The organism is Niallia sp. NCCP-28 (genome assembly GCF_023168165.1).
GTDB lineage: Bacteria > Bacillota > Bacilli > Bacillales > Cytobacillaceae > Niallia.
On the sequence record NZ_BQYJ01000004.1, the window covers coordinates 25850 to 40682 of the forward strand.

General features: G+C 35.5%; 14 protein-coding genes and 1 pseudogene. 4 read left to right on the top strand and 11 right to left on the bottom strand.

Annotated elements, in window-relative coordinates; genetic code table 11:
• The first annotated feature begins 132 nt into the window (after positions 1-132).
• Positions 133-1212 (top strand): NAD(P)/FAD-dependent oxidoreductase, encoded by a 1080-nt coding sequence (locus NCCP28_RS12810; protein ID WP_248561817.1) that lies wholly within the window; start codon positions 133-135, stop codon positions 1210-1212.
• A 276-nt stretch (positions 1213-1488) separates the two neighbouring features.
• Here the strand turns inward: NCCP28_RS12810 and NCCP28_RS12815 are convergent, their stop codons facing one another.
• Positions 1489-1812, bottom strand: a complete 324-nt coding sequence (locus tag NCCP28_RS12815; RefSeq protein ID WP_248561818.1) for a YuzD family protein — start codon at positions 1810-1812, stop codon at positions 1489-1491.
• Positions 1813-1899: 87 nt separating this feature from the next.
• Here NCCP28_RS12815 and NCCP28_RS12820 point away from each other — a divergent pair.
• Positions 1900-2195, top strand: a pseudogene (locus tag NCCP28_RS12820) (NifU family protein).
• A 168-nt stretch (positions 2196-2363) separates the two neighbouring features.
• On the opposite strand, the gene thrB reads toward NCCP28_RS12820, so the two are convergent.
• The 4 genes from thrB to yutH all read right to left on the bottom strand — a co-directional run bounded on the left by thrB (position 2364) and on the right by yutH (position 6983).
• A complete protein-coding gene (gene thrB, locus NCCP28_RS12825; protein ID WP_248561819.1) occupies positions 2364-3290 on the bottom strand; it encodes a homoserine kinase in 927 nt (308 codons plus the stop codon).
• Positions 3287-4351, bottom strand: coding sequence for a threonine synthase (gene thrC / locus NCCP28_RS12830; protein ID WP_248561820.1), 1065 nt, complete (start codon positions 4349-4351; stop codon positions 3287-3289). Before thrC ends, thrB begins: the two co-directional genes overlap by 4 nt.
• Complete coding sequence (locus tag NCCP28_RS12835) at positions 4348-5646, bottom strand: homoserine dehydrogenase (protein ID WP_248561821.1); 1299 nt, start codon at positions 5644-5646, stop codon at positions 4348-4350. The genes thrC and NCCP28_RS12835 overlap by 4 nt, the downstream gene beginning before the upstream one ends.
• Positions 5647-5975: 329 nt before the next feature.
• The gene (yutH, locus tag NCCP28_RS12840; protein ID WP_248561822.1) at positions 5976-6983 is read right to left on the bottom strand and encodes a spore coat putative kinase YutH; all 1008 of its coding nucleotides are present in this window, start codon (positions 6981-6983) and stop codon (positions 5976-5978) included.
• Positions 6984-7170: 187 nt separating this feature from the next.
• Between yutH and NCCP28_RS12845 the strand changes: the two genes are divergently transcribed.
• Entirely contained in the window at positions 7171-7668 is a 498-nt protein-coding gene (locus tag NCCP28_RS12845; protein WP_248561823.1) for a phosphatidylglycerophosphatase A family protein, read from the top strand.
• Between the two features lie 62 nt (positions 7669-7730).
• On the opposite strand, the gene NCCP28_RS12850 is transcribed toward NCCP28_RS12845, so the two are convergent.
• The 5 genes from NCCP28_RS12850 to lipA all read right to left on the bottom strand — a co-directional run bounded on the left by NCCP28_RS12850 (position 7731) and on the right by lipA (position 11936).
• Positions 7731-8507, bottom strand: a complete 777-nt coding sequence (locus NCCP28_RS12850; protein ID WP_248561824.1) for a TIGR01457 family HAD-type hydrolase — start codon at positions 8505-8507, stop codon at positions 7731-7733.
• Positions 8508-8660: 153 nt separating this feature from the next.
• On the bottom strand, positions 8661-9098 hold the full coding sequence (locus NCCP28_RS12855) for a DUF86 domain-containing protein (protein WP_248561825.1): 438 nt from the start codon (positions 9096-9098) through the stop codon (positions 8661-8663).
• A gap of 17 nt (positions 9099-9115) precedes the next feature.
• Positions 9116-10357 (bottom strand): EAL domain-containing protein, encoded by a 1242-nt coding sequence (locus tag NCCP28_RS12860; protein WP_248561826.1) that lies wholly within the window; start codon positions 10355-10357, stop codon positions 9116-9118.
• A 130-nt stretch (positions 10358-10487) separates the two neighbouring features.
• Positions 10488-10769 (bottom strand): YutD family protein, encoded by a 282-nt coding sequence (locus tag NCCP28_RS12865; RefSeq protein ID WP_248561827.1) that lies wholly within the window; start codon positions 10767-10769, stop codon positions 10488-10490.
• Between the two features lie 252 nt (positions 10770-11021).
• Positions 11022-11936, bottom strand: coding sequence for a lipoyl synthase (gene lipA, locus NCCP28_RS12870; RefSeq protein WP_248561828.1), 915 nt, complete (start codon positions 11934-11936; stop codon positions 11022-11024).
• Positions 11937-12277: 341 nt separating this feature from the next.
• On the opposite strand from lipA, the gene NCCP28_RS12875 reads away from it, so the two are divergent.
• On the top strand, positions 12278-13192 hold the full coding sequence (locus tag NCCP28_RS12875; protein ID WP_248562192.1) for a M23 family metallopeptidase: 915 nt from the start codon (positions 12278-12280) through the stop codon (positions 13190-13192).
• Positions 13193-13288: 96 nt separating this feature from the next.
• Here the strand turns inward: NCCP28_RS12875 and NCCP28_RS12880 are convergent, their stop codons facing one another.
• Positions 13289-14374 (bottom strand): HD-GYP domain-containing protein, encoded by a 1086-nt coding sequence (locus tag NCCP28_RS12880; protein WP_248561829.1) that lies wholly within the window; start codon positions 14372-14374, stop codon positions 13289-13291.
• Positions 14375-14833: the final 459 nt, after the last annotated feature.

Here is a 14833-nt window from a genome sequence, read left to right on the forward strand (position 1 = left end):
GCAGAAACTGGCTGATTATAAGCACTATTATTGCTTGTACTTTGTTTATCTAAAACTTGTAAACTCCATAATGGAATAATAAATCATTACCAAATAAGTTTCGCAATAATTTACTTTTAAAGGGGACGTTGTATGAAAAATCTTGTTATTCTTGGAGGTGGCTATGGCGGGATAAAGCTTCTTACTAGTATTATTCCTCATTTGCCATACAATATTTTAGTAACACTTATTGATAAAACACCCTACCATTTTCTAAAAACGGAATATTACGCCTTAGCTGCAGGAACTATATCAGATAATCATATCCGCATTCCCTTTCCGGAGCATCCTCAAGTATCCTTTATTGAAGGAGAAGTGGGTGAAATTGATTTACAGCATAATAGAATTTTATTAAAGAATAAAATTACTATTTTATATGATGATTTAATTATCGGACTCGGCTGTGAAGATAATTACCACAATGTTGCAGGTGCGGATACATATACACATAGCATTCAATCTATTGAAAAATCGAGAAGAACTCATCAAGAACTAAATCAGCTCCTTCCAAAATCTAAGGTTGCGATTATTGGTGCTGGCTTAAGCGGAGTAGAATTGGCTTCAGAGTTGCAAGAAAGCAGGTCTGATTTACACATAACCCTTTTTGACAGAGGGAAAAATATTTTGTCTTTTTATCCACCTCGTGTCAGCAAATATGTAGAAAAATGGTTTGAAACACATCAAGTAAAGATTATTCGCTGCAGCAAGATAACAGAGATTAAAAAAAATACCGTCTACAATCACGGAGAGGAAGAGCATTTTGATTGTATTGTTTGGACAGCAGGAGTAAAACCAAATAAAGTGGTACAAAACCTCCAAGTAGAAAAAGATAATAAAGGACGTGTTATCTTAAGTAAATATCATCATCTGCCAAATAATAAGCACGTTTTTGTTGTTGGGGATTGCGCTAGTTTAAACAAACCACAAAGTGCTCAACTTGCCGAAGGACAGGCTGAGCAAATTGCAACAGTACTGATTGCCCGCTGGAAAGGGGAAAAACTGCCTGAAAAGATGCCTGAAATAAAATTAAAAGGAATTTTAGGCTCTTTAGGCAGCAAACATGGTTTTGGATTAGTTGCCAATACCCCATTAACTGGAAGAGTGCCACGCCTCATTAAATTAGGAGTGCTTTGGAAGGATAAAACAAAAAAGAAAAAAACATTTAGATTTTAATGAACAAAAAACTGGTTTAACTAAGCTGCTTCCTAAAAGATAATTGTTTTTAAATAGATCTTGTTGACGCAAACCATAAAAAAGCAAATTGATTAGAGCATAAGTTGCGAAATTAGTGGGACAGGTGGCCGTGCAATTCATCGCATTCTTGAGGATGCTCACCACCTGCCCCGCAGAAAGCGAGCATCCTCACAAAGAAATCAACTTGCTCCTTTGTTGATTAAACAGCGACAAAGTTTACGAAAACAGCTTTTAACTAAAAGAGTTTCCTCTTTTTCACATGCTGATATAACCATATTTTTCAAATTCTGCATAAATTGACTTCAAACGAGGATTGCCTTCTCCTATAATCTCGCCTTCAATCACCACAACTGGATAAAACAAATCTTCTTCAATAACTCTTTTGCAAAAAGCATTTTTTGCTTCATCTGCAGGCGGCTGAAAAATATCATAATATTTAATCGAAAATTTTTGGTCGGGAAATTTCCTTCCAATTGCTGCTTGCAGCCATTCATACGTATCTTTTGATGATGGCAAATTCACACAGCTTGCACAAATTTGTTCTGCCCCATAGATGCTGACTTCGACTTCTTTTATCACACTTATCGCTCCCTTGCTTATATATTTCTAGCTGCATTCTTCTAGCTTAATAAGTACCATTTATTGTTTAAATGATTTACTACTTCTATAATAGATTTTTTGTCTTATTGTGATTATAATAAAGAATAGGAAAGGAGTCGATATATATGGCAGAATTAGAAATGAAAGAACAAGTTCAGGAAGTATTAGATAAATTGCGCCCATTCCTTTTAAGAGATGGTGGAGACTGTGAATTAGTGGACGTAGAAGATGGTATTGTTAAATTGCGTTTATTAGGCGCTTGTGGCTCTTGCCCAAGTTCTACAATCACTTTAAAAGCTGGTATAGAGCGTGCATTATTAGAAGAAGTTCCTGGAGTTATGGAAGTAGAACAAGTATTCTAAGCATTCCAAATAAAAGAGACACCTTCAAAGAGACATTGCTTGTGGGATTTTACACTCGCAGTACATCCCTTTCATGGTGTCTTCTTTTTTATGCTTAATATAACTTTCCTGATAAAAAAAATCCTTGCTCCAAAGACTAAAAAGCAGTCAAGAAACAAGAATTCCCACTTATTTTTTTAATAAAGCATAGTCTAAACTTCCTGTTACACAACTACCTTTATAATCTACATGAATTGGCAAATAATCCATATTGGGAAGTAATTCTTTTAATCCATTGATTACGGCAGAGCTTTGTCCTTTTTTGATAAAACATAATACAGTAGGACCAGCACCACTCAAAGTAACGCCATATGCTCCAAACTCAAGGGCATGATCTTCGATTACTTGCAGATGAGGAACTAAAACTTTGCGGTACGGCTGATGATATTTATCCTTTGTCATCATTTTTCCCGCTAATTCCATATTTCCTGTTAAAAGTGCTGCAACTAATAAATTAGAAACTGCCCCTGCTGCAACCGATTCAGAATAGGACATCACCTCAGGCAGAACGCCTCTTGAAGATTTTGTAAGCAATTCTTCATTAGGAATTACTGCCACTAGTTCTAAATCAATAGAATGGATAACCTCTGCATCTATATCCTCATCTAATTGGCACCCTATTATTAATCCACCAAAAATGCTTGCCCCTACATTATCCGGATGCCCCTCCAGCAATGATGCTATATGAAATTTTTCCTTTTTGGATAATTTCAGATCACATATACAATCTGCAAGCTCAATTCCTGCTACTATGGCAGAAGCACTTGATCCGAGCCCTCTCGCCAGCGGAATATTGCTTGAAACTTTTATTTGGCAAGGCGTTAACTCTTTATTGTATTTTTTTGCAACTTCTGCTGCTGTTTTTACAATAAAATTCGTGTCATCTTTAGGGAAATTTTCTAATTCCTTTTCCATAGGGATTACTTCCCATTTATCAGAAGGGGTAACATCCAGTGTTAAATATAAATCCAAAGCTAATCCGATACTATCAAAACCAGGACCCAAATTAGCTGAACTTGCTGGAACCCTTATTTGAAGCATATCTCCTTCGCTCATATATGAACTACTCCTCTGATATGTTCCGCTACTGCTTTCTCGTCATTAGGAAGAAGGACTGGCTTAATAGGGCTTACATCGATAGCCGTATTTGGATCTTTTAGTCCATTGCCTGTTAAAACTGCAACTATTTTGCTGCCTTTAGCGATTTTTCCGCTTTGAATATGTTTATAAACTCCAGCAATAGATGCACAAGAACCGGGTTCAGCAAATACTCCCTCTGTTGCAGCAATTTTACGATAAGCTGCAATAATTTCTTCATCTGTCACTTCATCTATAATACCATTTGATTCTTTTTGTGCCTGTACAGCCAATTCCCAGCTAGCAGGGTTTCCGATGCGAATAGCAGTTGCAATCGTTTCTGGATTTTCAAATACTTTATTATGAACGATCGCTGCTGCTCCAGCTGCTTCAAAACCATGAATCTTTGGAAGACCCGTTTGCTTCGCTTCATGATATTCTTTAAATCCTTTCCAATAAGCACTAATATTTCCGGCATTTCCGACTGGAATCGCTAAAATATCTGGTGCTTGCCCGCCAAGCTGATCGCATACTTCAAACGCTGCTGTTTTTTGGCCGTCTAAACGATACGGGTTTACAGAGTTTACAAGAGCCACAGGTTCTGTTTCGCTGATTGTACGAACCATTTGCAATGCCTGATCAAAATTTCCTTCAATTGAAATAATTTCCGCTCCATACATTACTGCCTGCGCCAATTTCCCCATGGCAATTTTGCCTTCTGGTATTACGACGATACAGCGCATGCCTGCACGGGTTGCATATGCTGCAGCCGCTGCAGATGTATTTCCAGTTGATGCACAGATAACAGTATTATTCCCTGCTTCCTTTGCTTTTGCAACAGCCATAACCATCCCTCTGTCTTTAAAAGAGCCTGTAGGATTTGTTCCTTCTGTCTTAACGTATAATTCTACTCCCCATTCTTCAGAAAGCTTATCTAATTTAATTAAAGGAGTATTTCCCTCATTTAATGTCAGCATCGGTGTTGCTTCATTTACTGGCAGAAATTCTTTATATTCTTCTAAAAGGCCTTTCCATCTCATTGCACTATTCCTCCTTCTACACGATACGAACTTTTTACTGTTTGAACAGTTTTCAAATCTCTTAATTCAACTAAGATATTTTCATAATCTGCTAGTGACGCATGATGTGTCACTAAAACGATTTCCGCTAGCCCTTTTTCTTTTACAGGCAGTTGAAGTATCTTTTCAAAGCTTACACCATGTTGTGAGAAAATTGAAGTAATTTCAGCAAATACTCCAACCTCGTCTTTTACTTGCAATCGAAGGAAATATTTAGAAAAAATCTCATTTGCTTCTTTTAATTTCTTTTTATACTGTGGAGCCACTGCCCCTTTTCCATTTACGCCAAGTCTCATGTTCTTTAAAACATTTACCAAATCAGAAACGACTGCAGTTGCTGTTGGCATACTTCCTGCACCTGGTCCATAGAACATGGTTTCCCCCACTGCTTCTCCAAAAACATATACAGCATTAAACTCATCATTTACAGCTGCAAGTGGATGACTGTCAATTAAGAAGGTTGGCTGCACACTGACTTCCACCTTCTCATTATCCCGTTGTGCTACTCCAATTAACTTCATTGTATAGCCAAGCTGACTTCCATAGCGAATATCTTCTTCTGTTACTTTCGATATTCCCTGCACCTTTACGTCTTCTAGACTAATATTCATGGAAAAACCAAGAGTTGCAAGAATTGTCATTTTGCGGGCAGCATCCAAACCTTCTACATCAGAAGTTGGGTCACTTTCTGCAAAGCCAAGTTCCTGAGCTTCTTTTAATACCTCATTATAGGTTCTTTGCTGCTTGCTCATTTTTGTTAAAATAAAGTTGGTTGTCCCATTAACAATCCCCATCAATTTATTAATGCGATCTGATGCTAATCCATCTACAAGACCTCTTAAAATCGGAATGCCGCCAGCAACACTTGCTTCATAAAAAAGATCGCAGCCGCTTTGGCTGGCTTGCTGCAAAAGTTTTGCTCCATGAAGCGCCATTAAATCTTTATTTGCTGTAACTACATGTTTTTTATTTTGAAGAGCTTTGGTTAAGTAGTCCTTTGTTTCCTCTACTCCTCCCATTACTTCAATTACAACATCTATCTCCGGATCATTTAAAATATCTTCTGCATTCGTCGTCAGCATTTCTTTAGTAATAGAAATATCTCTTTCTTTATTTACATTTTTCACAAGGACTTTTTTTACTTTTACCGGACAGCCAACTTGGTGCATAATCTTATCTTGATGATTTTCAATAATTTTTACAACACCTGTTCCTACTGTACCTAACCCAAGTAAACCTATTGATATTGCTTCCATCTGTTTTCCCCCTAAAGATGTGCTTTATAAACGAACAATTGTCTACCTATAGTAGACATTATAGTGTTAGTTTATTTTTTTGACAAGAGGTGATTTACATATTCTTCTGAAATCTTTTTCACCACGTAAAATTTCCCCCTAGTATTACTTAGATTTGGTTATATTGTTAACATTGTTTTTCTACATTATAAAACAATGATTCGTTTATTCAACCCAAATTTTCTAATTAATATGATTTTTTATAAAATAGAGATTAATTTTTATCTTCATTAATAAAAGCCTTCACTTTAAAGTGAAAGCTCAGTAAAAAATATCATGTTGTTTTAACATTAAGTAGCCAGCCAGCCAACAGCCGGAAGTTTCATTTTTTTCATCGGCACTTCCACATTTTCGAAAAAATAACTTAAAAAACGCTCTGAATCCTTTGATTGGCTTAAGAATTTTTTCAAACGATCCTCTAAAAATAAACGATCTGCTTCATGAGAGGCAGAGTAGTAATTTTCAATGCATTCGATATAATGCATTGGAAAAAGCAATCTTGCGTAAATTAACCGCCAAGAAAAGGCGCTTAATGGCATAACACTTTGATAATCCCTGAAAAAGTTCCTTATATCTCTATGGTATGTTTTAATATTTTGAAAATACCGTTCCCGAGACCACTCTGATAAATCTCTTCCACAATGATCAAATACCCAATCAAAAGGGTTTTTAATATAATACTCCCCCATCCACGTTTCTTTACTAAAACGATTATGGCAAATCGTCCCACTGTCTACAGCAGCAGGCTCCTCGTCTAATTCTGCGTCTACTAAGTATTGCAGTGCATTTTCTGCTATCCCTAAATAATAGGGGAATGACTCTAGAAATAACCTATCAAATTCACTTTCTGGTTCTTTGTACAACATGCTGTTCCAAAAGCCCTCTATTTGATCAAGGCGCTTCTCCCAAAGATTTTTCCACTTTCCAATACGACTGATTTTTTCTACATTAAAAGGAACCGTTCTTCCTCTATAGTGAAATTTCCCAAGTTTTCTGCCTAGTTGTTTTGATGTAAATCTAGTCAATTGTTGATTTTGAAGCACACAAAATGTTTCTTCATTCATTTCAACACGGGTTTCCCCTTCTTTAGTAGCCAAAAAATGACTAACTTGACGATCGCCGCTTTCCACTAAATGCTGGACTAATTGCTCTAATTCATCCATTTCTTCATTATTTTTATTTCCAATAGGAACTAATGTATATAACTCTCCATTATGAATACACGCTTCAAATATTCCGATTCTTGTCTCCTCTTCCACCTCTATGCCATACTTACTGTATAGAATATTACGAATCATATGCCCCTCTCCTTCCTCTTTTCTTACTTTATTTCTATGCTCAAAAAAAAAATTTAATAGCAAATTGTACTTTTTTGCATATACTAATAAGCACAAGTAGATAAAGTGAAACTTCAATCAGTGGGGGTTTTACTGCCCGTTAATGCGGGATAAAAAGTTCCTACAACAAAAGAAAAAGGTGAAGTCTATGACATTTGAGGATATGGATCTAACAGAAAAAACAGCTAGACAATGGCTGCACGAAAGAGGCGTAGAGATACGGGATATAGCTGACCTTGTCTATCTACTGCAAGAAAAGTATCATACTAACTTGGAAATGTCTGATTGTATCGAGAACGTGGAACGAGTGCTTTCAAAAAGAGAAGTTCAAAATGCTATTTTGACAGGTATACAATTGGATGTTCTAGCAGAAAAAAAACTGCTCGAGCCTCCATTGCAATCAATAATTGAAATTGATGAGGGCCTTTATGGAGTCGATGAGGTACTTGCATTCTCCATTGTAAATGTTTATGGTTCTATCGGTTTTACCAATTATGGTTACGTCGATAAACTAAAACCTGGCATTCTCAAAAAATTAAATGATAAATCAACAGGAAAGTGCCATACATTCCTGGATGATATTGTAGGAGCAATTGCTGCGGCAGCTTCAAGCAGACTTGCCCATCGCGTTCGAGGAAAAGAATAGAACCTAAAAAATTTGACCCCAAACTTTTTATATCCATTGCTCTTTGGGGTCAAATAGGCCAATTATTTTATTACTTTCCAATCACTTAAACTATCCACAATAAAACTAGGCTTTTCTTCTATTGTCGACAGCTCTTCTTTTGTTGTAACACCAGTATGTACTAATATTGTCTCTACTCCAGCATGAATACCTGCTAATATATCTGTATAATAATTATCCCCAATCATTGCAATATCCTTTTTATCTATGCCCAATAATTTAATTGCTTGATCGACAATAATAGATTCAGGCTTGCCAATAACAAGAGGCTTTGTCTGGGTGGAAACAGTTACTACAGACGACAAAGCGCCATTCCCAGGCAATAATCCTCTTTCTGTAGGCAAAGCAGTATCTCCATTTGTAATAATATAAGAAGCGCCTTTTCTTACAGCTAAACAGGCCGCAGCTAATTTTTCATAATTAATATGCTGGTCCATGCCAATTACTACATAATCAACTGTTTCATTTCCTTCAGCAAGATCAAGATTTTGATTTAATAAAGCCATTTTTAGACCTTCTTCACCAATCATAAATACTTTTGCTGAGTTATTTTCATCCCAAATATAATTCGCCGCAGCCATAGCGGAGGTAAATACATCTTCTTTTTTGGCTGGAATATCAAATTCTCTCAGTTTTTGCGCAACAGCCTCTGGAGTTTTTGTTGAATTATTTGTTACATATAAATAGGGAATGTCCTCTGCTATCAAGCTTTTTACAAAATCACGAGCTTCTGCAATAACTTCTGTCCCTCTATACATAGTTCCATCTAAATCAATTAAATATCCTTTAAAACGTTTCATACATTTTACTCCTTTTTATTAAGGCTTAGTTAAAGAAGTCTGTGGATTTTGGCCTTATTCAAAATTTTTTTATACACAAAGCCAAAATTCTTCTATCAATCCTATTCGTTTACATAGCCCTTATTAAAATTTGCAGCGAATAAGACCTTCAGCTTAATTCTTAAAAGCTGTTACAGGCCCTAGCTCATTTAATAAATAATCATGAATTGCGACAATAAATTCTTTTAATGTTTGCACTCTTGCAGCAAAAGCATCATAAAGTTCCTGATGATCAATATTCAAATAATCATGAACTAGTTTTTTTCGATATAATAAAAGTTGTTTTAATTCTGCTGCGATTTTTTCAGAATATACTTTTTCATCTTCTAGGATATCAACAATGTCTTCATAACTGCCAGGATCTCTCATTATAAATCCGTCTATCATGCTGTTTCCAACATCAAGAACAACCTCTAGCATCATATGTGTTATTCTTTCTAAAGCAGCCTTCTCCATTAATGTATTCCAATTAGATTGATTCTCTAATAAAATAATTTGATTATCTAGATAGTGTAATTGCGCTTCGATTTTTTTGCGATCCACAAAATACATACCGTCTGTTCTCCCCTTTATATGCTTCTATTTAGACTGACAGGTCTACCATAAAAATACCCTTGTGCAAGGTCCACATTATAGCGGGAAAGCACCGATGCTTCTTCCTCATTTTCAATTCCTTCTGCAACCACTACAGAACCTATTTCTTTTGCGATTAAAAGTATCCCTTTCAACATGGACTCTTTTACAGAGGACTTATCAATATTCTGGATAACAGAACGATCAATTTTGATGATATCCGGCATAATTTCATTGATAGAATGCAAGCTTGCATAACCTGATCCTGTATCATCTACAGCAATACGAAAGCCTTTTTCTCGCAATGCTCTTAAATTAGGAATAAAATATTGCAGCCCTTCTATGGAGTCCCTTTCTGTCACTTCTATCGTGATTCTTTTAGGATTAATCTCTTTATATTTTTTCATTTTTTTCATTAATTCACGGACAAAACGGTGATTTCCAATTGTAAGTGGAGTAAAATTGATAAATATATCCTGCTGCCATGTGGTAGATTTTATTTGCTCTAATGTTTTATCTAACACAATCATTTCCAAATCATATAAGCACTTCATTTGTTTGGCTATAGAAAATAAACGCAAAGGGCTTTCCAGCGAAGTTCCACAAGGGCCTCTTGTCAGCATTTCGCATGCACGCACCTCTTTTGTTTCCATATCAAGTATCGGCTGCGCCAGCACACGTATTTCTTTATTGATAATAATCTTTTTGATTGTGCTAGCCATTTCATCATATTTAAACGATTGACGTTTTACTGCCATTAAAAAGGCTACTTGATGTGCTTTCATAATTGCCTCTTGCAAAAAAATGTTGTCCTTCTCTATAAATGCATAGCCAGCATTTATACTTGCAGTGATTATTTTTTGTTTTTCTTTTGAGGATGCTTGTACCTTATCTGCTATTTGCCGTATGGATGTTTCCACATTTCCGGTGGTTTCCGAGCGGTAATCAACGCGCAATAATAAAGTGAAATTTCCTGAAAAAAAATCATGCAGCGATAACACGCTTTCTGTATTTAACACGCTTTGGACTGTTTCCTGAAAAATGTGTTTAAGTCCAGTTATATACTGTTGAAAGTCATGTGGACCTAACTGCTGTTTCATTTCATCGTAATTATCTATATGATACGCAATTACCATCACTTCATATCCCTTTTTTATTGCAGATCTAACGCCCTTTGTGATTGGTTTTCTGATAATAAAACTCGGCGGGAAATATTTCAACCAAACTGTTGGAAACAAAATCTTACTCCAATTAATCAGCTTAGTTATTTTTTTATTATAGTTTTTGACCATGACTTCATTCCTCTCAAGCTCCACATTCCCCAAACCATTACACCATTTTTTCATAAAACTACTTTGTTCATGAAGTTCATTTTCCCTTTTTTACTTTTTTTACAACAAAATAAGCACAGCCGAAATTGCAGTATTCATATAAGTATTCTGTTAAAGTGCTTATTTTTGTATCAAAGCTTGATTTTTGATTTTGGTCGTCAAAAAAGCCGCGCAGCCGAAGTTGCCCGTAACCCCAATCTCCCACTATATAATCATATTTTGTTAAAATCTCACTATATCGATTTTTAAATGCCTCCTCATTATATCCATCTTTTCTTTCTTCCACTAGTTCATAACAATAATTATTTATGCAAATCAAATCTGTCACCTCCGCTTTTTGCCATTTTCTATGTATTGATCTACGCAGGATGCACTCTCTCTAATCCATTGACCACTATTTTGAGTATTTTTATTTTTCCTTTCCATTATAACCTTTTACTGAATAATTACATAGGGATGAAAACAGAATTTGCTTTATTTCTTTCCCCTTTAGAAAATATTAGAAAAAGGGAAAGAATAGTAAAACTATCCTTTCCCTTTTGTTATGGAAACAATCAAAAGAGCCTTTTCTTTAAGCTTCTTTAGCTTGTTCTGTACGCATTTGGTTTTTCTTTGCTTCATTTACTTGTTCATCCGCATGGTAAGAAGAACGAACTAAAGGACCTGCTTCGCAATGGCTAAATCCTTTGCTTAAAGCAATTTCTTTCAATTCCTTAAATTCATCTGGATGATAGTACTTTTGTACTTTTAAATGTTTTTTTGTTGGCTGTAAATATTGTCCAATTGTCATAATATCTACATTATTTTTTCTTAAATCATCCATCGTAGCAATGATTTCTTCTTTTGTTTCTCCCAAACCAATCATTAAACTGGACTTTGTAGGAGTATTTGGGTACATTTCTTTCGCTCTTCTTAAAAACTCTAATGATCTGTTATATTTAGCTCTAGCACGTACTCTCGGCGTTAAACGCTCCACTGTTTCAATATTATGGTTCAAAATATCCGGCTTTGCATCCATTAATATCCGTAAGTTTTCTTCCACTCCACCCATATCAGACGGTAGAACTTCGATGCTGGTAAAAGGACTTTTTCTTCGAATTGCTCGGACTGTTTCTGCAAATACTGCTGCACCGCCGTCTTTTAAATCATCTCTTGCAACTGCTGTAATAACCGCATGTTTTAGATTCATGCTAAATACAGAGTCGGCTACTCTTTCTGGCTCTTGCCAGTCCAACTCAGTAGGCAGTCCTGTTTTAACAGCACAAAATCTGCATGCCCTTGTACAAATATCCCCTAAAATCATAAAAGTTGCTGTTCTTCTTACCGCCCAGCACTCGTGAATATTTGGGCATCTTGCTTCTTCACATACTGTATGAAGTTTTTTTTCTTTCATCATTTTTTTTAAGCCTGTGTAGTTTTCATTTGTATTTAATTTTATTTTTAACCATTCAGGTTTGCGCAAGTATTCATCTTTTCGATCTGACATACTGTCATTCATCTCCTAGCTTATAAATTTCATTTCCCTATTGCTAAACACTGCTCTTATATAATCTGGCGACTATACTATAACACAGCTGTAAATGAGAACATGTATAATATACAATAAATTCTACTCTATATTCTTCTTTTGTCACTTTAACATAATGGCATGTTTGCTACAAGCTGAAGGTTCTATAATTACCATTAATTGATATTAATGATTTTTCTTTTTTCTCGGCAAAATAAGAGAACAATGCTGTAGAAAGGAGGACTCTCCATTTGTATAAATTAATCATCCTATTGGCAGTCTTGATATACTCATTTCCAGCTTTACCTGTAGCTGCTGCCATGAATCAAGAAGATATCTATAATAAACGTTTAGCTTTATATAAAAAAGTGGAAGCAGTATCTCAACTGCCTTGGTATTATTTAGCAGCTGTCGATCAATATGAACGAAATATTCGTTTTGCGAGAAGAGATTTACCTAAAGCAGATGGTTTAACAGGGATTTATTTTTCTAAAGAAAGATGGTCTGGCATCATTAATCCAGATTACAATGATACAAATCCAATCACAATTGAATTGTTTGGCGGGTTCGGTATAGATGGAAATGGAGACGGCAAAGCAGAAAGATCAAATGATGAAGATGTTCTTGCTTCATTTACTGATTATATCCTTCAATATGGAATAGATGAGGATAACTTTAAAATCGGCTTATGGAATTATTATAAGCGGGATAAAACCGTAGGAATTATTATGGGAAAAGCAGCGATCTATCGACATTTTGGAAGATTAAATCTTGATTCTCATGCCTTTCCTGTCCCATTAAGCAGCAACCATAGTTATCGCAGCACCTGGGGCGATGCTAGAGGATGGGGAGGAAAACGCATCCACGAAGGCACCGATATTTTCGCAGACTATAGTGTTCCTGTTAGAGCGACATCTTACGGCATCGTTGAAATGAAAGGATGGAACCGCTACGGAGGATGGCGTATTGGAATTAGAGATATAAATAATAATTATCATTATTTCGCCCATCTAAGCGGATTTTCAAAAGACTTAAAAGTCGGATCCATTGTAGAACCTGGAATGTTAATTGGCGGGGTTGGAAGTTCTGGGTATGGCCCTCCTGGCACATCCGGAAAGTTTCCGCCACATTTGCATTATGGAATGTATAAAGATAATGGCTACACAGAATGGTCATTTGATCCATACGCTCATTTAAGATTATGGGAAAGCCAGGAAAGGCAACAGCGAAAATAAAAAATAGATTATTGGTTTCGCTATGCTTAAAATAGCGATTGAACCAATAATCTATTTTTTCATTTCAAAATAAACATCCTATTTTCCCCATTAACTTTATAAAATCGATTCACAACCAGTAATAGTAATAGCAAGATTGACTTTTAAGTCTAATTCATATGGTACAACCTTTAATCCATTTCTCTCTAAAATACGAATGATTGGCCGTTCATTTAATCCCTTGTTTTGTCGGCAGACAATTCCTTTTTCCCCATTGCTTAGTGTCACTCCTAAACCAGTTGGATATAATACAATAGATTTTTTAAATGCTTGAACAATTTTTGCATCATATAGTGTATCAATACCAGTATATAGAATTTCTAACGCCTCATGGGGCAGCATGGCTTGTCTATATACACGGTTCGATGTAATTGCATCAAATACATCTGCGACTGCAATAATTTTTCCATAAAGATGAATAGTATCACCCGTTATCCCTCGAGGGTAACCAGAACCATTTAATCTTTCATGATGCTGATAAGCACAATGGGCAACTAATAAAGGCATCGTGTGCACTTTTCGCAACATTTGAAAACCGGCTTCGGCATGCTGCTTGATGATTTCATATTCTTCTTGGGTCAATTTTTGTGGCTTCATCAAAATATCTAACGGGATATTCATTTTTCCTACATCATGTAAAATGGCCCCTAACCCGAGAACCTCTAACTCCTTACGTGATAATTTTAATTCGATGCCTAATGCCAATGAATAAATAGTAACATTTAAGCTATGTGAAAAAATATAGTTATCATATAAAAACACTTCTGACATCAGCGAAAATAATTCTTTATTTGTTTGAAGCTCATCCAATACGTTCCCAATCAAGTTTTTAAATGTTGAGACAGCCTTTTCCATCATAATAGGCTTTTTTATAGTCACCGCATTTTTTATTTCATTAAATTTCTTCTCAATTGTTTGCATTGCTGCTTTTTTTAGTTTCTCTGAGATAGCTGGATTAGGATAAATATCATTTGTTCGTTCATCCTCTATGTATAGATAAGAAATGCCAAGCTCCATTAATCGTTTGATCCTATTGCTGTCAAGCTCTATGCCGCTATTAATTAGAACTAGTCCTTGATCATTTATTATTGGCTTTGCTAATTTTACTCCTTCATTAATATACTTTGTTCCGATTAATCTCATTTAAAGCTCCCATTCCATTTAAGATATATACGTAAAAAAGATTATACCGATAAAGCGAAACTACAAACAGAAAGGATTTTTCCATATCCTTCACTTTTTGCAGCCTAAAACAAGATAGGATATAGGTTACACAGACATTTCACAAAAAGTGGTTCTTATAAGTGTTTGTTCTTTTATATCGGGCTTTTGGCCATGCAAGATTTCCTCTAAACTCTCTTGCCTTTTCAGTAGGAGCCTTTAAGATAAAGCAATGGCCTAATCAGCGGGGCATTCATGCCTGCTACTATAATTTGTTATGTATATACATTCTATGTATGCAAAAAAAAACCAATAAAGACTTCTCAAACGCTATCGATTAAATAGGAATCAGATAGAAAATAACCTCTATCTGATTTTTGGTATGTTAGTTTTGTTAAAGAACACTATTTCGTTAACATAAACTTTATTTTATCATATAGA

What these genes read in the sequence shown, in the direction of transcription:
- NCCP28_RS12845 (WP_248561823.1), top strand. Translation starts at nt 7,171, where the DNA reads ATGACATTTGAGGATATGGATCTAACAGAAAAAACAGCTAGACAATGG.
- lipA (WP_248561828.1), bottom strand. Translation starts at nt 11,936, where the DNA reads ATGTCAGATCGAAAAGATGAATACTTGCGCAAACCTGAATGGTTAAAA.
- thrC (WP_248561820.1), bottom strand. Translation starts at nt 4,351, where the DNA reads ATGAGATGGAAAGGCCTTTTAGAAGAATATAAAGAATTTCTGCCAGTA.
- NCCP28_RS12810 (WP_248561817.1), top strand. Translation starts at nt 133, where the DNA reads ATGAAAAATCTTGTTATTCTTGGAGGTGGCTATGGCGGGATAAAGCTT.
- yutH (WP_248561822.1), bottom strand. Translation starts at nt 6,983, where the DNA reads ATGATTCGTAATATTCTATACAGTAAGTATGGCATAGAGGTGGAAGAG.
- NCCP28_RS12850 (WP_248561824.1), bottom strand. Translation starts at nt 8,507, where the DNA reads ATGAAACGTTTTAAAGGATATTTAATTGATTTAGATGGAACTATGTAT.
- thrB (WP_248561819.1), bottom strand. Translation starts at nt 3,290, where the DNA reads ATGAGCGAAGGAGATATGCTTCAAATAAGGGTTCCAGCAAGTTCAGCT.
- NCCP28_RS12835 (WP_248561821.1), bottom strand. Translation starts at nt 5,646, where the DNA reads ATGGAAGCAATATCAATAGGTTTACTTGGGTTAGGTACAGTAGGAACA.
- NCCP28_RS12855 (WP_248561825.1), bottom strand. Translation starts at nt 9,098, where the DNA reads ATGTATTTTGTGGATCGCAAAAAAATCGAAGCGCAATTACACTATCTA.
- NCCP28_RS12880 (WP_248561829.1), bottom strand. Translation starts at nt 14,374, where the DNA reads ATGAGATTAATCGGAACAAAGTATATTAATGAAGGAGTAAAATTAGCA.
- NCCP28_RS12875 (WP_248562192.1), top strand. Translation starts at nt 12,278, where the DNA reads ATGAATCAAGAAGATATCTATAATAAACGTTTAGCTTTATATAAAAAA.